Source organism: Flavobacterium sp. KACC 22763 (genome assembly GCF_028736155.1).
Taxonomy (GTDB): Bacteria; Bacteroidota; Bacteroidia; order Flavobacteriales; family Flavobacteriaceae; genus Flavobacterium.
The window spans coordinates 79,437-98,904 of sequence record NZ_CP117879.1 but is presented as its reverse complement, the minus strand read 5'-3'; the positions used below and the strand labels follow the sequence as shown (position 1 = coordinate 98,904).

Annotated in this window: 19 protein-coding genes; 18 read left to right on the top strand and 1 reads right to left on the bottom strand. The window is 33.9% G+C overall.

Going from position 1 to position 19,468, the window contains the following annotated elements; translation table 11 throughout:
- Positions 1-281: 281 nt before the first annotated feature.
- Positions 282-1,475 carry an ADP-forming succinate--CoA ligase subunit beta gene (sucC, locus tag PQ463_RS00385; protein ID WP_111377869.1) on the bottom strand — a complete coding sequence of 398 codons (1,194 nt, stop codon included), beginning with the start codon at positions 1,473-1,475 and terminating at the stop codon, positions 282-284.
- 416 nt (positions 1,476-1,891) lie between these two features.
- Between sucC and gltB the strand changes: the two genes are divergently transcribed.
- From gltB to PQ463_RS00295, 18 genes are all read left to right on the top strand, one after another.
- Positions 1,892-6,409, top strand: coding sequence for a glutamate synthase large subunit (gene gltB, locus PQ463_RS00380; protein ID WP_274255783.1), 4,518 nt, complete (start codon positions 1,892-1,894; stop codon positions 6,407-6,409).
- 123 nt (positions 6,410-6,532) lie between these two features.
- Positions 6,533-7,987: a glutamate synthase subunit beta gene (locus tag PQ463_RS00375; protein ID WP_274255782.1), complete on the top strand. Its 1,455-nt coding sequence runs from the start codon at positions 6,533-6,535 to the stop codon at positions 7,985-7,987.
- Positions 7,988-8,589: 602 nt separating this feature from the next.
- Positions 8,590-9,813 carry a diaminopimelate decarboxylase gene (gene lysA, locus PQ463_RS00370; RefSeq protein ID WP_202000105.1) on the top strand — a complete coding sequence of 408 codons (1,224 nt, stop codon included), beginning with the start codon at positions 8,590-8,592 and terminating at the stop codon, positions 9,811-9,813.
- 359 nt (positions 9,814-10,172) lie between these two features.
- Positions 10,173-10,487 carry a GIY-YIG nuclease family protein gene (locus tag PQ463_RS00365; RefSeq protein WP_274255781.1) on the top strand — a complete coding sequence of 105 codons (315 nt, stop codon included), beginning with the start codon at positions 10,173-10,175 and terminating at the stop codon, positions 10,485-10,487.
- Positions 10,488-10,596: 109 nt separating this feature from the next.
- Positions 10,597-11,130, top strand: coding sequence for a hypothetical protein (locus tag PQ463_RS00360; RefSeq protein WP_274255780.1), 534 nt, complete (start codon positions 10,597-10,599; stop codon positions 11,128-11,130).
- A gap of 34 nt (positions 11,131-11,164) precedes the next feature.
- Positions 11,165-11,569 (top strand): helix-turn-helix domain-containing protein, encoded by a 405-nt coding sequence (locus PQ463_RS00355; RefSeq protein WP_008462113.1) that lies wholly within the window; start codon positions 11,165-11,167, stop codon positions 11,567-11,569.
- A 167-nt stretch (positions 11,570-11,736) separates the two neighbouring features.
- Complete coding sequence (locus tag PQ463_RS00350) at positions 11,737-12,039, top strand: hypothetical protein (protein WP_274255779.1); 303 nt, start codon at positions 11,737-11,739, stop codon at positions 12,037-12,039.
- 418 nt (positions 12,040-12,457) lie between these two features.
- Positions 12,458-12,910, top strand: a complete 453-nt coding sequence (locus tag PQ463_RS00345; protein WP_274255778.1) for a hypothetical protein — start codon at positions 12,458-12,460, stop codon at positions 12,908-12,910.
- Between the two features lie 26 nt (positions 12,911-12,936).
- Positions 12,937-13,404, top strand: a complete 468-nt coding sequence (locus tag PQ463_RS00340) for a DinB family protein (protein WP_274255777.1) — start codon at positions 12,937-12,939, stop codon at positions 13,402-13,404.
- Between the two features lie 106 nt (positions 13,405-13,510).
- A complete protein-coding gene (locus PQ463_RS00335; RefSeq protein WP_274255776.1) occupies positions 13,511-13,876 on the top strand; it encodes a hypothetical protein in 366 nt (121 codons plus the stop codon).
- 233 nt (positions 13,877-14,109) lie between these two features.
- Positions 14,110-14,667 (top strand): hypothetical protein, encoded by a 558-nt coding sequence (locus tag PQ463_RS00330; RefSeq protein ID WP_274255775.1) that lies wholly within the window; start codon positions 14,110-14,112, stop codon positions 14,665-14,667.
- A gap of 33 nt (positions 14,668-14,700) precedes the next feature.
- Entirely contained in the window at positions 14,701-15,168 is a 468-nt protein-coding gene (locus PQ463_RS00325) for a DinB family protein (RefSeq protein WP_274255774.1), read from the top strand.
- Positions 15,169-15,189: 21 nt separating this feature from the next.
- The gene (locus tag PQ463_RS00320) at positions 15,190-15,678 is read left to right on the top strand and encodes a YegJ family protein (protein WP_274255773.1); all 489 of its coding nucleotides are present in this window, start codon (positions 15,190-15,192) and stop codon (positions 15,676-15,678) included.
- Between the two features lie 54 nt (positions 15,679-15,732).
- Positions 15,733-16,440, top strand: coding sequence for a M949_RS01915 family surface polysaccharide biosynthesis protein (locus PQ463_RS00315; protein ID WP_274255772.1), 708 nt, complete (start codon positions 15,733-15,735; stop codon positions 16,438-16,440).
- 80 nt (positions 16,441-16,520) lie between these two features.
- Positions 16,521-16,886, top strand: a complete 366-nt coding sequence (locus PQ463_RS00310) for a hypothetical protein (RefSeq protein ID WP_111377855.1) — start codon at positions 16,521-16,523, stop codon at positions 16,884-16,886.
- 245 nt (positions 16,887-17,131) lie between these two features.
- Positions 17,132-18,319 (top strand): hypothetical protein, encoded by a 1,188-nt coding sequence (locus PQ463_RS00305; RefSeq protein ID WP_274255771.1) that lies wholly within the window; start codon positions 17,132-17,134, stop codon positions 18,317-18,319.
- A 158-nt stretch (positions 18,320-18,477) separates the two neighbouring features.
- Positions 18,478-18,804, top strand: a complete 327-nt coding sequence (locus PQ463_RS00300) for an ArsR/SmtB family transcription factor (RefSeq protein WP_111423862.1) — start codon at positions 18,478-18,480, stop codon at positions 18,802-18,804.
- Positions 18,794-19,291: an SRPBCC family protein gene (locus PQ463_RS00295; protein WP_274255770.1), complete on the top strand. Its 498-nt coding sequence runs from the start codon at positions 18,794-18,796 to the stop codon at positions 19,289-19,291. The genes PQ463_RS00300 and PQ463_RS00295 overlap by 11 nt, the downstream gene beginning before the upstream one ends.
- The last annotated feature ends 177 nt before the right edge of the window (positions 19,292-19,468 follow it).

Genomic DNA, 19,468 nt, shown 5'->3' with positions numbered 1-19,468 from the left:
CACAGATTTTAAAAAATCATTTTAATCCTAATAATCTGTGGCTATATATTTTGCAAGCTGCTAAAATTTTTGTCTCCCGCAGATTTTGCAGATTCATCAGATTTATCTTTTTCTTTATCATTAAAAATCTGCTCAATCTGCGAGAGAAAATTTTTAAAGCATATTATTTTATTGTGAAGAATCACTGCAGTGCGCCTTTAGAACACGCAAACTTTACAAAAACAAAAAAATCCCTCCGAAGCACGGAGGGATTTTCTATATAAATTGATTTCTTATTTTAATTAAGAAAGAGCAGCTTTAACTTGGTCAGCAGCTTCTTGGAACTGAACTGCAGATAAGATTGGCATACCAGAGTTGTCAATTAATTCTTTTGCAATTTCAGCATTTGTTCCTTGCAAACGAACGATAATTGGCACATTGATAGCGTCACCCATGTTTTTGTAAGCGTCAACAACACCTTGAGCAACACGGTCACAACGAACGATACCTCCGAAGATGTTAATCAAAATAGCTTTTACGTTTGGATCTTTCAAGATAATTCTGAAAGCTGTCTCAACACGTTTTGCATCAGCAGTTCCTCCTACGTCAAGGAAGTTAGCAGGCTCAAAACCAGCGTATTTAATTAAATCCATAGTTGCCATTGCAAGACCTGCTCCGTTTACCATACATCCTACAGTACCGTCAAGGTCAACATAGTTAAGACCAACTTCTTTAGCTTCAACTTCGATTGGATTCTCCTCACGGATATCTCTCATTTCAGCATATTTAGCTTGTCTGTATAAAGCGTTATCATCGATGTTAACTTTAGCGTCAACCGCTAAGATTTTGTTATCAGAAGTTTTAAGAACTGGGTTGATTTCAAACATAGAAGCATCAGAACCAATGTAAGCATTGTAAAGTGCATCGATGAATTTCACCATTTCTTTGAAAGCGTTTCCAGAAAGACCTAAATTGAAAGCAATTCTTCTAGCTTGGAAACCTTGTAATCCTACAGAAGGATCAATTTCTTCAGTAAAGATTAAGTGTGGAGTGTGCTCAGCAACTTCTTCGATATCCATTCCACCTTCAGTAGAATACATGATCATGTTGCGTCCTGTACCTCTATTCAATAAAACAGAAACATAAAATTCAGAAGTTTCGCTTTCACCTGGATAGTAAACATCTTCTGCAACTAATACCTTATTTACTTTTTTACCTTCAGGCGGAGTCTGAGGTGTAATCAACTGCATTCCGATGATTTGTTCTGCTAACTCTTCAACTTGTTGTAAGTTTTTTGCCAGCTTAACTCCACCACCTTTTCCACGACCACCTGCGTGAATTTGTGCTTTTATTACATGCCATCCTGTACCAGTTTCGGCAGTTAATTGTTTTGCAGCAGCTACAGCTTCAACCGCATTGTTAGCCACAATTCCGCGTTGTACGCGTACTCCGTAACTCGCTAAAATTTCTTTTCCTTGATATTCGTGTATGTTCATAATATAGAATTTGTCTGGTTCTGAATTTATTTCAGAATAAAAGTGCGACAAAAGTAACAAAATACAACTTAATAGTAAAATCTTTTTCAATTAAATAAATGTTATATATAGGTAGTAGGCGTTGATAATTTTTCAAAGCAAACAAATCGTTAACGGAACAATTTGTTAATGTTAACACAATTCACATAAAAAGTTTGATATTTAACAAAAAATTCATTGGTTTTATTGGCCTGCCGACGATTTTTCCTAATATATTTTAAGAGTAATTATATTTTTAGCAATTCGAGATACCTAATATAACAATATTAATAATTAAGAACCCTTTTTCTAATATTACAGCAAAAATGTAAGCAAAAGCACTATTTCAATACATTATATTTAACGAAATCTTTATTTTTGTAAAAAAAATATCAAGAATGAGAGTTAAAGAACAAGGGCTTTATCTGCCTGAATTTGAACACGACAATTGTGGTGCAGGATTTATTTGTAATTTGAATGGTATTAAGTCAAATGATATTATTCACAAAGCATTAGACATCTTAATTAAATTGGAACATCGTGGTGCCGTAAGTTCTGATGGAAGAACTGGTGACGGAGCCGGAATTTTATTCGACATTCCTCATGATTTTTTTAAGAAAGTTTGTGACTTTGAAATCCCAGAAGCGCGTGAGTATGCAGTAGGAATGGTTTTTTTACCAAAAAGCAAAAACCAGGTTTCTTTTTGTATTAATGCATTTGAAGCTACTATCAAAGATCAAAACTTAAAGGTTTTAGGTTGGAGAGATGTGCCAGTTGACGTTGAAAATTTAGGTGAAATCGCCGCAGAAAAAGAACCAACAATTAAACAAGTTTTCGTTTCTAAAAACGGACAAGATTTAACTGAACAAGAATTTAATGCAAAACTTTTTGCAGCTAGAAAAATTGCTGAACATGCCGTAAGAGGATCTAAAACCTCAGAAAGCCACATGTTTTATTTCACTAGCCTATCGACAACTACTATAATATATAAAGGTCTATTGATGCCAGAAGACATCAGCCGTTATTATATAGATTTGAAAGATCCGGACTTGGTGACTCGTTTAGCGCTTGTGCACCAACGTTTCTCTACAAATACATTCCCATCTTGGGACTTAGCTCAGCCGTTTAGATACATGTGTCATAATGGTGAGATCAACACACTTCGTGGAAACGTAAGCCGTATGCGTGCTCGTGAAGAGCTTATGCAGAGCAAAGTTTTTGGCGAAGACATTAAAAAATTATTCCCAATTATCTTAGAAGGAAAATCAGATTCTGCTTCTATGGATATGGTAATTGAACTTTTATTAATGACTGGCCGTTCTCTTCCAGAGGCAATGATGATGGTAGTTCCTGAAGCTTGGGAAAAACACCAGACAATGTCTCCAGAGAAAAGAGCTTTCTATGAGTACAATGCTTGTATCATGGAGCCTTGGGATGGTCCTGCTTCTATTCCGTTTACAGATGGTAACGTAATTGGAGCTTTACTAGACAGAAATGGTTTACGTCCATCTCGTTATACATTAACGAAAAGCGGATTCGTAATTATGTCATCTGAAATTGGTGTATTAGACATCGACCCAGAAGATGTAATCCAACACGGTCGTCTAGAGCCAGGAAAAATGTTCTTGGTTGATATGAATGAAGGTCGTATCATCGAAGACGAAGAAGTTAAAAAAGCAATCGTTACAAAACGTCCATACAAACAATGGGTTGACGAAAACTTATTGCCATTGGCTAGCGTTCCTTACACAAACAACCCTACTCCTGTTGAAAAATTAGATTTCTTAACAAGACAGCGTTTGTTTGGTTATACAATTGAAGATTTAAAAACGATCATCAACCCAATGGGAAGCGACGGAGCTGAAGCAATCAGTTCTATGGGTAACGATACACCTTTGGCAGTTCTTTCAGATCAGCCTCAGTTGTTGTACAATTACTTCAAACAATTGTTTGCTCAGGTTACAAACCCGCCGTTGGATGGTATTCGTGAAGAAATCATTACTGATATCAGTTTAGCGATTGGTGGAGATTTCAATATTTTCGAAATTGAATCGAAACAATGTAAAAAATTAAAAATCCAAAATCCGGTTATTTCTAATGAGGATTTGGACAAAATCAGAAATATTGATCACGCAGATTTCAAATCGGCTACAATTTCTACTTTATATAAAATAGAAAAAGGAGTTAACGGTTTAGAGCGTGCTCTTGAAAAATGTGTTCAGGCAACTTTTAAAGCGGTTAACGAAGGATGCAACATCATTATCTTATCAGATAGAGGTGTAAGCGAAGAATTAGCTCCAATCCCAATGTTATTGGCTTGTTCTTACATTCACCACTCATTAAACATTTTACAAGTTCGTTCTAAATTCGGAATCATTATCGAATCTGCTGAACCAAGAGAACCGCATCATTTTGCTTTATTGTTCGGATACGGTGCAAGTGCCATCAACCCTTACATGGTAAACGAAATCATTCACGATCAAGTTGAAAAAGGTTTCATTACAAAAGTAAAAGCTGATTATGCTGTTGTAAATTACAACAAAGCAATTGCAAAAGGAATCGTGAAAATCATGAACAAAATTGGTATCTCTACTTTACATTCGTACAGAGCTGCTCAGATTTTCGAGATTTTAGGTTTAAACAAAACATTTACATCTAAATACTTCCCTTACACTCCATCAAGAATTGAAGGAATTGGTTTAATGGAAGTGGAGAAAGAGGTTAAAAAACGTTTCCAAAAAGCTTTCCCAAATTCAAAAATTGCAAACTTGCTTTCTCTTGAAATTGGAGGTATTTACAGATGGAGACGTGGTGGTGAAAAACACATGTTTAACCCAACTACGATTTCTAAATTACAACAAGCGGTTCGTTTAAACAGCCCAGAAAGTTATAAAGAATACTCAAATGCCGTTAATGAGCAAAGCTCAAACTTAATGACGATTAGAGGTTTATTTGAATTCAATAATTTAGATCCTATTTCTATTGACGAAGTAGAACCTTGGACAGAAATTGTAAAGAAATTCAAAACTGGAGCAATGTCTTATGGTTCTATCAGCCAGGAAGCGCATGAGAACTTAGCAATTGCAATGAACAGAATTGGAGGAAAAAGTAACTCTGGAGAAGGTGGAGAAGATCCAAGACGTTTCCAAAAAGAAATTAACGGAGATTCTAGAAACTCTGCAATTAAACAAGTTGCATCAGGACGTTTTGGTGTTTCGATCAACTATTTGACAAACGCTAAAGAAATCCAAATCAAAATGGCTCAGGGAGCAAAACCTGGTGAAGGTGGACAGTTACCTGGAGAAAAAGTGGTGCCTTGGATTGCTGAAACGAGAAACTCTACGCCTTATGTAGGTTTGATTTCGCCTCCTCCTCACCACGATATTTACTCAATTGAGGATTTATCTCAGTTGATTTACGATTTGAAAAACGCAAACCGTGAAGCTCGTATTAACGTAAAATTAGTTTCTGAAGTTGGAGTTGGAACCATCGCTGCCGGTGTTGCTAAAGCGAAAGCTGACGTTATCTTGATTTCAGGTTATGACGGAGGAACTGGAGCTGCTCCATTAACTTCTTTACAGCACACAGGTATTCCGTGGGAACTTGGTTTAGCTGAAGCGCAGCAAACTTTGATCTTAAACGATTTAAGAAGCCGTGTAGTTTTAGAGTGTGACGGACAGTTGAAAACAGGTCGTGACGTAGCTATCGCAGCTTTATTAGGTGCAGAAGAATTCGGATTTGCAACGGCTCCGCTTGTAGCTTCTGGATGTATCATGATGAGAGCTTGTCACTTAAATACTTGCCCAGTTGGTATTGCAACTCAAGATCCTGAATTGAGAAAGAATTTCAAAGGAACTCCAGAGCACGTAATCAACTTCATGTATTTCATTGCTGAAGAGTTAAGAGAAATCATGGCACAGTTAGGTTTCAGAACTTTAAAAGAAATGGTAGGTCAATCACAAAAATTAAATGTGAACAAAGCTATCAAACATTATAAAGCAAATGGTTTAGACTTGTCAACAATTCTATACAAACCGGAAAAAGCGAAAACAGAGCCAAATCATAATACAACTACTCAAGATCACCAACTTGAAAACGTATTGGATTTTGATATCATCAAAGAAGCGATTCCGTCTATCTATAGAAAAGAGAAAACAAGAGTAACCTTTAAAATTAAAAATACAGACCGTTCTGTAGGTGCGATTTTGAGTAACGAAATCTCAAAAATCTACGGCGCACAAGGATTACCTGATGACACTATTTTAGTTGATTTTGAAGGTTCTGCTGGACAAAGTTTTGGTGCTTTTGCAACAAACGGATTGTCATTTAAAATTCACGGAAACTGTAATGATTATTTAGGAAAAGGTCTTTCTGGAGGAAAATTAATTGTAAAAGTACCTCCTACTGCGACTTTCAACCCTGAAGACAATATCATTATCGGAAACGTTGCCCTTTACGGAGCTATTACCGGAGAGGCTTATATTAATGGAATGGCCGGAGAGCGTTTCTGTGTAAGAAATTCTGGAGCAACAGCAGTTGTTGAAGGAATTGGAGATCACGGTTGCGAGTACATGACTGGTGGTACAGTAGTAGTTTTAGGAAAAACAGGAAGAAACTTCGCAGCTGGTATGAGCGGTGGTGTAGCTTATGTTTACGATCCAAAAAAGAAATTCGATTCTACAGTTTGTAACATGGAAATGGTTGCATTCGATCCAATGGAAGAAGAAGATCTTACGAAACTAAGAAAACTAATCAAAAACCATTCGTTGTACACAAGCAGTCCATTAGCAAAAAGAATTTTAGCAGACTGGGAAAACCAACAACAGCACTTCGTAAAAGTAATGCCAACTGATTACAAAAAAGCATTACAAAGAATTGCAGAAGAGAAAAAAATAGAAGAATTAATAGCGGGATAAAAATCAATTTCAAAAAATAAAATTCCAAATTCCAATGGCAATATCAATGAAAATGTCTTCCTGAGCGAAGTCGAAGGATTGGAATTTGGAACTTAAAGAAATTGAAATTTAATTTAAAAAGTCATGGGTAAAATAGGCGGATTTAAAGAATATAACAGAGCCGATGAAAGTAATTTAGCAGTAGCAGAACGTGTTTCGAACTACAACGAATTTACTATTCCGGTACCAAAAGATAAATTAAAAGAACAAGGATCAAGATGTATGGACTGTGGAATTCCTTTTTGCCACAGTGGTTGTCCGTTAGGAAATTTAATTCCTGACTTCAACGACATGGTGCATCAGGAAGAATGGCAAAGTGCATTAGAGATTTTACAATCTACTAATAACTTCCCTGAATTTACAGGACGCTTATGCCCTGCTCCATGTGAGAAATCATGTGTATTAGGAATCATCAAAGATCCGGTTTCTATCGAAAACATCGAGAAAAGCATCGTAGAAAGAGGTTTTGCTGAAGGATGGATTAAACCACAAGCGCCAAAAACTAGAACTGGAAAAACTGTTGCTGTTATTGGCTCAGGGCCTGCAGGTCTTGCAGCTGCTCAGCAATTAAACAGAGCGGGTCACACGGTTACTGTTTTTGAAAGAGACAACGCAATTGGAGGTTTATTACGTTACGGAATTCCAAATTTTAAATTAGAAAAAGGAATTATCGATCGTCGTGTAGCTATTCTAGAAGCAGAAGGAATCACTTTCAAAACTAATGTAAACGTTGGTGTTAACTTCAGTGTTGAAGAATTAAACGCATTCGATTCTATCGTTTTATGCGGAGGAGCAACTGAAAGAAGAAGCTTGCCAACTAAAGGAATCGAAAGCAAAGGTGTTGTTCAGGCAATGGATTTCTTGACACAACAAACTAAAGTTTTATACGGAGAATCTATTCCAGATCAGGTTAAAGCAACTGGTAAAGATGTAATCGTTATTGGTGGTGGAGATACTGGTTCTGACTGTATCGGAACTTCAAACAGACACGGAGCCAAATCGGTAACTAACTTTGAGATTTTACCAAAACCTCCAGTTGGAAGAAGCGAGTCTACTCCTTGGCCTTTCTGGCCGCTGCAGTTGAAAACATCTTCTTCTCACGAAGAAGGTTGCGACAGAAACTGGTTAATCAACACTAAAGAATTCATTTCTAACGATAAAGGCGAATTAACTGGATTAAAAACGGTTGAAGTGCAATGGAAAATGACTCCAGGTCAGCGTCCAGAATTAATCGAGAAAGAAGGTTCTGAAAAAATCTGGCCTTGCGATTTAGCTTTATTAGCTCTTGGATTTACAGGTCCTGAGAAAACATTAAGCGAGCAATTAGGAATCGAAACTGATATGAGAAGCAACTACAAAGCGCATAACTATCAGACAAACGTTCCTCACATTTTCACTGCTGGTGATATGAGAAGAGGACAATCATTAATCGTGTGGGCTATTTCAGAAGGTCGCGAAGCAGCAAGAGAAGTAGATTTGTTCTTAATGGGCTCTACTAACTTGCCTACTAAAGGAAAAGGAGATCTTCCTAGCCTATAAAACTATAAAAAACACAACACATACTATTGACAAACCCTTGAATTAATAATTCAGGGGTTTTGTTTTTTTTTAGCCACAGATTATCATGATTAAAAGGATTTTTTTCTTAGCCACGACCCGAGCGATAGCGAACTGGCGAAGCAATTGCACAAATTTTCACGAATTTTTATTTTCTAGCCGATTTCTATTTCAAAATATAGCCCGTGGTTTCAACCACGGGAAACGTTACGGATTGAGCGTAATCATATATTGCGTTCTCCGTGGTTGAAACCACGGGTTATGTTTTGAGCATTTTACGAAAAATTAAAAATTTGTGGAAATTTGTGCAATTCGTGGCGAAAAAAAAATCCTTTTAATCATGATAATCTGTGGCAAAAAACAACTTCAACAGCATTTAAGAATAAGTTAATTCCCAAATTCATAGCAAAAAAACTTAGTACCTTAGCAACTTAGAACCTTAGCATCTTAGAAAAAGGTTATAAAATTCGAAAAACAGCAACTTTTTGTTTAAAATAAAACAATTTGTTATATTTTGTTATTTTTCTGCAAATTATTTGCTGGTAATCAAAAGTGTAATAACTTTGCTCAAAATAATTTGAAAAATGCAAGCAAAAGATTTACTGCAGTTAGCAGACCAATTTGGAAGTCCATTGTATGTTTACGATGCTGAAAAAATCCAATCTCAGTACAACAGATTAACTAAAGCTTTCTCTAAGGTAGAAAACTTAAGAGTTAATTATGCCATGAAGGCATTGTCTAACATTGCGATTCTTCAGTTATTAAAGAACATGGGGTCTGGCTTAGACACTGTATCAATTCAGGAAGTTCAATTAGGACTTCATGCTGGCTATGAACCCGAAAGAATTTTCTTTACACCAAACGGCGTTTCTCTAGAAGAAATTGAAGAAGTTGCTGCAATGGGTGTACAAATCAATATCGACAATTTATCTATTCTGGAGCAATTCGGAACAAAACATCCACATATTCCGGTATGTATCCGTATCAATCCACACGTAATGGCGGGCGGAAACGCTAACATTTCTGTTGGACATATCGATAGTAAATTCGGAATTTCTGTTCACCAGATTCCGCATATCTTGCGAATTGTCGAAAATACAAAAATGAGCATCGTAGGTATTCACATGCACACAGGATCGGATATTTTAGATATCGAAGTATTCTTGTATGCGGCTGAAATCCTGTTTGATACCGCTAAACATTTCAAAGATTTACAATTCTTAGATTTCGGAAGCGGATTCAAAGTACCTTACAAAAAAGACGATATCGAAACAGACATCGAAGAATTAGGTAAAAAATTATCTAAAAGATTCAACGCTTTCTGTGCTGAATATGGCAGAGATTTAACTTTGATTTTTGAACCAGGAAAATTCTTGGTGAGTGAGGCAGGTCATTTCTTAGTAAAAGTAAACGTAGTAAAACAAACGACTTCAACAGTTTTCGCTGGAATCGACAGTGGTTTCAACCACTTAATTCGTCCAATGTTTTACGGATCTTCACACCATATTGACAACATCTCAAATCCAAAAGGAAAAGAGCGTTTTTACTCTGTTGTAGGATACATTTGCGAAACAGATACTTTTGCAAACAACCGTAGAATTCCAGAAATTACAGAAGGTGACATTTTATCTTTCAGAAATGCTGGAGCATACTGTTTCTCAATGTCTTCGAACTACAACTCAAGATACAAACCAGCCGAAGTTCTTTGGATGAACGGCCAGGGAATCTTGATTCGCCAAGCTGAAACATTTGAAGATTTACTTAAAAATCAAATTCCGTTACCACAAGAAATTGCTGCTACGGTTTAACAATAGAAAAAAAGAGAATATCATTTTAATCCCGTTTCTTAATTGAGGCGGGATTTTTTTATTTCAGATTTTTGAGCTTAGATTTTAGATTCGTAAACCTCTGTCAGGCTAAGCGAAGTCGGAGTCTACACAAAGTAACCACAATATTTGTCATTTCGACGTAAGGAGAAATCTTCGCAAGTAGCCCTACAAAGTACTTCTTTTGTCATTTCAGATTAAAAATACACCCTAAGTAATCTCCTAGTTTGTCATTTCGACGAAGGAGAAATCTTCGCAAGTAACTCCACAAAACATATCAAAAACCCAACATAAAAGAAAGAAAAATCTTAAATTATTTTTATCTTTAGCATCAAAAAAAAATGCTACACCAAGAAGGCTATCATACCTATTACATATACATACTAACAAACAAATACAAAACCGTTTTCTATACAGGAGTGACAAATAATTTAAAAATCCGTTTGAGTCAGCACAAAGAAAACAATACAACTGGAAACAAAACCTTTACATCAAAATACAATGCTATTTATTTGCTGTACTACGAAAAATTTACATGGATTCAAGAAGCCATTGCTCGCGAAAAAGAAGTAAAAGACTGGCGCAGAGAAAAGAAAATCGAATTAATAAAAACTATTAATCCTTATTTGGATTTTTTGAATTATATATTTGAATAACATTTCCAATCTTTGTAGAGCTACTTGCGAAGATTTCTCCTTACGTCGAAATGACAAGATTGTGTATAAACTTTACGTAATTAAAAAAAAATATTTAATACCTAAACAAATGAACTTTGAAGTACTTAACATACGTAAAATAGACTCTTCAACAGGAAATTTCAAATTACATGAAGACTACATTCTTTCCTATGATCATTTTGACGGTTGGACAGAAAGATCGTTAGACTTAGGAATTTATATAGATATTATTTTTGATTGCAAGGTTGATATCGTTTTTCGTAAAAAAAATTTTGAACGATTTGAAAAGCAATTCGAATGCGAAATACCTTTAGAAATTAAAAACATAATTTCAGAAATATTAAATCTAGAGCATCTAGAATTAAAGCATTATTATTCTGATATATTTATGGAGGATCAAGGCTGGGAAGATTATGTTATTAATCACTTGGGCAAATCGCACAATATTAGAATAGGAAATTTGTTCAAAAAACCGCATCCTGAAAATCCATCCGAAAAATTATTCTTCGATTTAATTGAGCTTTTTGAAAAATGGAGAGAAGAAATTTATCAACAATGTTTAAAGGAATTAACACCATCAATTGAAATTACCTTTAACGAAAAGCCAAATCGAAAAAGATAAAAAAAAATCAAAAAAATTAAATACCTTTGAAATTATGAGCACAACATCAAAACCAAAACATATCGGCAGAAACATAAGCCGAATCAGAGAGCTTAAAGGTATGAAACAGGAAGCACTTGCTATTGCAATTGGTTTAAGCCAGCAAACTGTTTCTAACATTGAAGCAAGTGAAACTGTTGATGAAGATAAACTTGTTGAAATTGCAAAAGCTTTAGGCGTAACTAAAGAAGTGATTGAAAATTTTTCTGAAGAATCAGTTTTTAATTTCTTTAATAACTTTTATGACAATAGTGCAAATAACGGAGCACAAGGAAGTGGAAACACTAACAATTCTTGCACTTTCAATCCACTTGATAAAGTTGTCGAACTTTACGAACGTTTGGTTCAGGCTGAAAAAGACAAAGTTGAATATTTAGAAAAATTACTAAAAGGGAAATAATTTCTTAGAAATATAAATTTTAAAAGAGCACAAATAACATTTTATTTTGTGCTTTTTTTTAACCCAAAAACAAAATGTCATATCATCTCCTTGCCCTTTTTATCGTCCTACTAAATTGCTCCATTTTTTATTTTCTAAAATCTGAAAATGGGTTAAAAAAAATACTTTTGTATGCATTAGCTTATTTTGTAATTGCCATAGTTTTTACCAAAATTTATACTTTACTAAACATCGAAGGAATGCCAAACGGTTTTGCCTTTTTTGCACTTTTAATGTTTAGCTGGTCAATCGTCATAATGCATTTTTTAAAAACCTTAAATAACAGAAGAGTAAATATTGCAAAACAATTACAGATAGAAAACAATAAACTTATTAATTCTTCTGCTTATCTCACACTCATTACAATCTCTATAACTGCTTTTCAATTATATTTAATTTTATCAAGAACGATTAATGTTTTTAGAAGCTAGCCAAAATTTTAAAATCTATCTCAACAAATAAAATATTATGAAAATCATAATAAGGATATTATTTTTTATTGGAGTTTTTCTTTTTTTGGGTAGTTATTTTATTACGCCATATACTATTAACGATGGAAAATACATCGTGATTGACGCAGATGCTTTAGAATTCCTGAAAATGTTATATATCGTCACCAGTGTTATTTTTGGCTATTCATTTTTTGCATTTCTTAGAGTTTTTAAAAACAAAATCTATTTATTTTTTTCCTTAGTTTTTCTTGCCTTTAGTCTAATATTTTTAGCCAAAATGTTTTTATATTTTGATACCTTTTTAGACTGATAGATTTTACTAAATGGATATAAAACCCACGTTTAAAACTCAAATAAAAATTCTATTTTAGCATACCAAATCAATCCCAAAAATTCAATGAAACCTACAATCCTACTATCAACACTATTACTATTATTTGCAACCAATTCATTCAGCCAAACCTTAGCCGATTTAAAACTAAAACCAAAAGAAATTCCGAAAGGCGGTTATATGGTAAGCGATGGCAATATTTGCATAACGCCACAAGCCTGTAGTTTTTACAACGATATTGAAACCTACAGCAACATTGTTGGAACTATAAAAAGTAAAGCCATTCAGAGTTTTAAAAGTAAAGCAGATCGTGGTTCTATTATGTATTTTGAATTTGATCATGTTTTTAAAGGCGATCGTTTTCTTCAAGGTTTACTTTGGGGAAAAGCAGGCGAACCAACAGATGAGCATCCAGAAGAATATGTTGTAAAAGGAAAATTTCTAATCATTTGGAGTTTAAAGGCCGATAGTCCGCTAAAAGAAAAATCGGAAACCAAAATAGAAACGCTTTTGCCATAAAACAAACTTGAATAACCCTGCAAAATATGAGCAAAACATACAGACAAGGAGCAATTGGAGCTTTACTCGATGAATACGAAAGAGCCATTTTAGATTTAAGTAAAACGATCTCTTCTTTTAATGAAACAGCACTTGCGGCAACAATCAATGATGTATCGGTTCAATCGATACTATCGCATGTAGTTCGTTCTGGATATGCTTATGCTTTGTATATTCAAAAATTGTTGGGAGAGCAAAATAGCATTCCAGATCTTGTATTTAGAAAGACTGCTTCAGAATATCAAAATGACTTAACTGCATTTTTTATTTTCACTGAAAATGTGCTTAGAAACTTTAGCGATAATCAATTGGAAGAATGCGACAATGAGAAGAAAATAACCACTTCTTGGGGACAAATTTATGATATTGAACAAATGATGGAACATGCAATTGTGCATATCTTACGTCATAGAAGGCAAATCGAAAAATTCAAAATTGAGCTTGAAACCAAATAATCAAAAAAGTTTGTTAATCTTAATCCATGAAGTTCACAGACTTCATCTGGCATTCATCATTTAGTAGTATCTTCGCGTATAAAAAAATCATCCTAAAAATATCAAAATGAAACCGCAAGTACGAATCCTGATCTATTCAATTCTTTTCTTCTTATACCTTACTTCTACGCAGCTCTTGCTTGAATTAAACGAAAAGTTTAAAGGAGATGCATTTGTAACTTTAGGAGCTGGTTTTGGTATTTTAAATCTTATTTATGCTTTTACAGCTTTAAAATGGAAACCATTGCTTAATGTACTTTGCGCTGTCGGAATTGCGGCTTTAGCTATGTTTCTGGCTTTACAGTTCACCAATTTACATCTGTTTGTCAATTACGATCCTTATCAGGTTAAAACTGCTATTTTTGCTAATGCTGTTTTCTCAATTATCTTTTGGGAAATTGTATATCAAGTTAAGATTAGGAAATCTAAATAGATGTATTTTCAATTGCCTCCAGCTTTAGCTGGAGATTCATAAAAGTCTCAAAAGGGCTTTAGCCAAATCGTTTTTTTTGGCTAAAGCCTTTTTTATATCAATATTCTACCTCCAGCTAAAGCTGGAGGCAATTCATAAAATGATTTAAAAGGATAATACTCAATAATTGGTAAAGTTATATATTTTCGTACGTAATTTTTTATATTAGCATTTTAAAATCATCTATGCCTAATATGAAAATTAGAACTCTACTCCTTTTATCATTGCTAACTATTTCTTGTAAAAAAGAAACAAAAACTGAATCAGAAATTCCTAAAATTGCTTCAAAAGATTCTCGAGAAGTGACTGAAAAGAAAGAACCAGAAACGCAAAAAAAAGATACGATTGTATTATCTACAAAACATAAAACCAATAGAATGTTATGTGATCTTGACGGAGATAATCTAGACGAAACGGTAGAAATCTTTAGAAGCACAAACAACCAAAAAAGCGGTTTTAGAATCACTTACGGAAATGGAAAAAGAACTGATTATTTAGGTTTTGGAAATGATATTTTAGGTCGTGGTTTTGATGAAATTGATTGGGCTGGTATATTAGAAAAAGCACCCAAAAATGAAGTTTATTTTGATAATGTAAATGAAGACGGCGATATTATCGGTGAAGAACAAGTTGCGGAAGAAGACAAAATAAAATTGCCAAATGACGGAATCTTTATTCATGCAGAAGAAAGCTGCGGAGGTGGCGTTATCTATCTGAAAAATGGAAAATACGAATGGATTCAGCAGGAATAAACTCTTAATAGTAACTCCAAAAATTTATGGAATATGAAAAGTACAGCAGAAATTGCCAATCGTTTTAGAGAAGTTATTTTAAACGGAACTTGGATTGCAAACACCAATTTTAAAGATCAGCTCGAAAATCTAGATTGGAAAATTGCTGTTTGTCCGATTCAGGGTTTAAATACGATTACGGCTCTGGCTCAGCATATTCATTACTACATAAACGGAATCAATCAGGTTTTTAAAGGTGGAACATTGGATATAAAAGACACATTTAGTTTTGACTTTCCTCCTATTCATTCGCAGGAACAATGGAATATTTTTCTAAATCAATTTTGGCATGATGCCGAAGCATTTGCCTCTTTTGTAGAACAAATGCCCGACGAAAACCTCAACGAAGTATTTGTAGAGGCAAAATACGGAACCTACAAAAGAAACATAGAAGCTATGATTGAACATAGTTATTACCATTTAGGACAAATTGTATTGATTAAAAAACAAATAACAAACTAAAAATCAAACAGTAGCATAATAATGAAAAGCTATATTTTAATACTAACAAGTCTTTTTTGTTTAGCAAGTTGCAAAGATTCTAATAAAATAGAAAGAGAAGGTGAACCAACAATTTACAATGTAGAAAGTGAAGATCCAGAAATGAATGCTGCAATTTTGGAAGCAAATGAAACTCTAGATAAATTCAATAAAGGATTGTCTAATTTTAATGCCGATAGCCATTCTTTAAAAGTTAAGTTTTCTAATTCAAAAGGCATAGAACATATGTGGATTGGGGAAATTAAGTATATCGACGGAAATTATTCTGGAATTTTAAACAGTGATCCCGAATACATTACAGAATATAAAGCAGGCGACAAAATCGATATTGAAACTTCTAAAATTAGTGATTGGATGTATCTTATAAACGGCAAACTATATGGAGGTTACACCATTCGTGTTTTAAGAGACCGAATGAGTGAAGAAGAACGAAAAGTATTTGACGAAGAAAGCGGTATGCTGATAGATTAATTTTTCTTTAAATAAAAAAAATAACTCAACTATTAAATTGTATAAATGCATTTCATGAAAAAAATTACAATCCTATTATTAGCTATCGTTCTTTTTTCAAGTTGCAAATCAGATAATAAAGAAGAAATTACAACTTCTGCGTCAACTGAGAAATCAACAGAAGAGCCCTTTGTTTTAACTGTTGAAAAAATCGATTCAACTCAATTTCCTAAATCAATAAAATATGAAGGTCATATTAAAAATGCTGTTCGTTGGAAAGATAAATCAGGAGATAATATCATAATTACTACTGAAACAGGTTACCACATCAATAAAAAGTTTGTACACGAAACAGATGGCTCTGATGCCGAATTATTTGCCTACCATTATATCATTTCAGGAAATCAAGCTAAGCAAACTTGGAAAGTATACGATTATATTTCAGATTGTCCTGTCGATCTTGTTGCTTCGTTTATTAAAGACACATTTCAAGTTACAGATTTGAACAACAACGGAATTGCTGAAGTCTGGCTTATGTATAAAACCGTTTGCCACGGAGATGTAAGTCCGTCTGAGATGAAAATTATTATGTACGAAGGAAACACAAAATATGCAATGCGCGGCGAGAATAAGGTTCAAATAGGAGTCGCAGATAATGGCGAAAAGCAATTTGAAGGTGGCGAATTCAAGTTTGATGAAAACTTTAAAAAAGGTCAAAAAGTCTTTAAGGAGTTTGCTCAGAAATTATGGAAGGATAACTTGATCGAAACATGGGAAAATTAGAATGAGTAAACTTAACGTTAGTTTTTTATTCTTGAAATAGAAAATACTTAAATTTATTCATCAATTCTAAAAAACTAAAAATGAACAAATTACTTTTTTGCATCGCATTTTTACTTGCATTATCTACATCTGCACAAACTTCTAAAGAGCTTATCGGAAAATGGCAACTGGTAAAATGGACCAAAAACGGAAAAGAAAAAAGCATTGAAAAGCGTTTTAAAACCGATCAGGTTTTTCAGGTTTTTAAAGAAAATGGTGATTTTGAAAGTGTTATTGGAGATGAATTACACAAAGCAAAATGGAAATTATCAAACGATAATTCTCAATTGACCATTATTTCTGTTATTCTTCCTGTTGTATTTACTATAAATTCTTTTGACAGTCAAAAACGTGTTATAACCAATCCTGAAGTGGGTACTTTTGAATATAAAAAAGTGGCCGAATAAATTAGATTTGTTTTTCTATTTCTTCTGAAAAACAAAAGTTCTAATCTAGCCCCGATGGAAGCGGTATCTCCCGATTTAGAAAAACAAGGCTATTTCAGCCGTAGTTTTTGTTTATCGGGAATTTAGCGGACAGCGGGAGTAAACGTACTTATGAAAACAGCTTTTTCTGCTCCTTAAATAAATTAGAAAAAGGCATAGTTGTTGAAAGTTAAATAAAATATATTTGCAACTTCAAAAAACACACTATGCAAAAAATTACTCTTCTCGTTTCTATATTGTTTTTAACCTTTTCTTCTTGCGGGGTAAAAACAACACAATCAATGCTTAGCGACGGAAATTACGATGGTGCAATTGATCGCGCTGTCGAGGCACTTCGCACCAAAAAAGATTCTAAAGGAAAACAAGATTATGTTTATTTACTAGAAGAAGCTTTTGCAAAAGCCAAAGATCGTGATTTGCGTAATCTAGAAATGCTGAATAAAGAAAATAACCCAGCAAATGCAGAACGCATTTATAATACTTATGTTCAGCTTAATAACCGTCAGGAAAAAATCAGGCCGATTTTGCCTTTGCCTCTATTGAAATTGGGACGAAATGCAAATTTCCCATTTGATAATTATTCGAATGAGATTGTAAATAGTAAAAATGCGCTTTCTAAATATTTATATGAAAACGCTTCGTCTCTTTTGAAATCGAATAACAAATTGGATTTCAGAAAAGCATACGACGATTTTGCTTATTTGGAAAGTATTAATCCTGGATATAAAAACGCCAAAAAACTGATGGACGATGCTCAGTTTAAAGGAACTGATTTTGTAGATGTTTACGCCAAAAATGAAACCGAAATGGTAATCCCGAAAATGCTTCAAGACGATTTGTTAGATTTTAAAACTTACGGATTGAATGATAAATGGACGGTTTATCATAGCGCAAGACAAAAAAATGTCACTTATGATTATAGTCTGATTTTGAGTTTTAGACAAATCGCTATTTCGCCAGAACAGATTAAAGAGAAAGAATTTGTTAAGGAAAAACAAGTTAAAGATGGCGTAAAAACACTTTTAGACAGCCGCGGAAGACCTGTAAAAGATAGTTTAGGCAAAGAAATTAAAGTAGATAATTATAAAACACTTCGTGCAACGGTTTACGAATTCAGACAGTTTAAATCTTGTCTGGTTACAGCAAAAGTTGACTATATAGATTTAAAAAGCAATCAGCTAGTGCAGACTTTCCCGATAAGCAGCGAATATGTTTTTGAAAACATTTACTCAACTTACAAAGGAAACAGAGGTGCTTGCGATGATAACTATCTTGGGTATTTTGACAAACGTGCCGTTGCTTTTCCGAACAATGAACAAATGGTTTACGATACAGGCGAAGACCTGAAGGCCAAACTGAAAGATATCATTGTAAAGAATAAATTTAGACGGTAATTATGTAACACGATTATAGAAGAAAAGACGCATTTTTGATGCGTCTTTTTTTTTGTTTACAATATTCTCATTAAAAAAAAATCGCATTTTTATATTGCGCAACCAAAAAGTTGCGTATATTTGCAACTGATTAGTTGCGAAATAAATATTCCAAAAACATGAAAAGAGATATTTTTCAAGCTATTGCCGATCCGACGAGAAGAGCAATATTAGTTTTGATTTCTTCAAGTGCATTAACCCCAAATGCTATTGCAGAGCAGTTTCAAACTACAAGACAGGCGGTTTCTAAACACATTAAAATACTGAATGAATGTGATTTATTGGAAGAAAAGAAATTGGGCAGAGAAATTTACTATCAGCTCAAAATTGATAAAATGAAAGAAATTGATCAATGGCTGGAGCAATTTAAAGCAATTTGGGAACAGCGTTTTAGCCAATTGGATCAAGTATTACTTAACTTAAAATCTAAAGAAAATGAAAACTGATTTATTAATGAATTTTTCTGTAGACAAGGAAAATAAAACAGTGAATGTAAAACGCGAATTTGACGCGTCATTGCCAGACGTTTGGTCTGCTTGGACAGAAGCCGAAATTCTAGATTTGTGGTGGGCACCGGCTCCGTTTAAATCTAAAACCAAAATCATGGAGTTTAAAGAAGGCGGACGAAGATTGTATGCTATGGTTGGCCCTGACGGTACAGAGCGCTGGAGTTATTTTGAATATTCTTCGATTTCTCCTAAAACAAATTTTAAGCATTCTGCCACTTTTTCTGATGCTGATGGAAAACCAAATTCAGAATTTGGCAGTTCATATTGGGATATTACTTTTTCTGAACAAGGCAATTCGACAATTGTTGATATCACAATTAGACGTGACAGTTTTGAAGAGCTACAAAAAATTATCGAGATGGGCTTTAAAGAAGGATTTACTTCTGCAATGCAAGCTTTGGATAAAATCTTAGCAGAAAAATAAATGTATTTTTAATTGAATTAATTATTATAAAAACGTTAGATCTGATTTAACACATAGAAACATTCCCGATAGCTATCGGGATAGAAAACTTAAAAAAGGCGTTTCACTAATCTAAACATACATAGTTAAGCTATGTGTGGAAACTAGTTTCTTTTACTTCCTTTCTTACAATAAAAA

Coding starts and splice junctions, on each gene's coding strand:
- sucC (WP_111377869.1), bottom strand. CDS start 1,475: ATGAACATACACGAATATCAAGGAAAAGAAATTTTAGCGAGTTACGGA.
- gltB (WP_274255783.1), top strand. CDS start 1,892: ATGAGAGTTAAAGAACAAGGGCTTTATCTGCCTGAATTTGAACACGAC.
- PQ463_RS00375 (WP_274255782.1), top strand. CDS start 6,533: ATGGGTAAAATAGGCGGATTTAAAGAATATAACAGAGCCGATGAAAGT.
- lysA (WP_202000105.1), top strand. CDS start 8,590: ATGCAAGCAAAAGATTTACTGCAGTTAGCAGACCAATTTGGAAGTCCA.
- PQ463_RS00365 (WP_274255781.1), top strand. CDS start 10,173: ATGCTACACCAAGAAGGCTATCATACCTATTACATATACATACTAACA.
- PQ463_RS00360 (WP_274255780.1), top strand. CDS start 10,597: ATGAACTTTGAAGTACTTAACATACGTAAAATAGACTCTTCAACAGGA.
- PQ463_RS00355 (WP_008462113.1), top strand. CDS start 11,165: ATGAGCACAACATCAAAACCAAAACATATCGGCAGAAACATAAGCCGA.
- PQ463_RS00345 (WP_274255778.1), top strand. CDS start 12,458: ATGAAACCTACAATCCTACTATCAACACTATTACTATTATTTGCAACC.
- PQ463_RS00340 (WP_274255777.1), top strand. CDS start 12,937: ATGAGCAAAACATACAGACAAGGAGCAATTGGAGCTTTACTCGATGAA.
- PQ463_RS00335 (WP_274255776.1), top strand. CDS start 13,511: ATGAAACCGCAAGTACGAATCCTGATCTATTCAATTCTTTTCTTCTTA.
- PQ463_RS00330 (WP_274255775.1), top strand. CDS start 14,110: ATGAAAATTAGAACTCTACTCCTTTTATCATTGCTAACTATTTCTTGT.
- PQ463_RS00325 (WP_274255774.1), top strand. CDS start 14,701: ATGAAAAGTACAGCAGAAATTGCCAATCGTTTTAGAGAAGTTATTTTA.
- PQ463_RS00320 (WP_274255773.1), top strand. CDS start 15,190: ATGAAAAGCTATATTTTAATACTAACAAGTCTTTTTTGTTTAGCAAGT.
- PQ463_RS00315 (WP_274255772.1), top strand. CDS start 15,733: ATGAAAAAAATTACAATCCTATTATTAGCTATCGTTCTTTTTTCAAGT.
- PQ463_RS00310 (WP_111377855.1), top strand. CDS start 16,521: ATGAACAAATTACTTTTTTGCATCGCATTTTTACTTGCATTATCTACA.
- PQ463_RS00305 (WP_274255771.1), top strand. CDS start 17,132: ATGCAAAAAATTACTCTTCTCGTTTCTATATTGTTTTTAACCTTTTCT.
- PQ463_RS00300 (WP_111423862.1), top strand. CDS start 18,478: ATGAAAAGAGATATTTTTCAAGCTATTGCCGATCCGACGAGAAGAGCA.
- PQ463_RS00295 (WP_274255770.1), top strand. CDS start 18,794: ATGAAAACTGATTTATTAATGAATTTTTCTGTAGACAAGGAAAATAAA.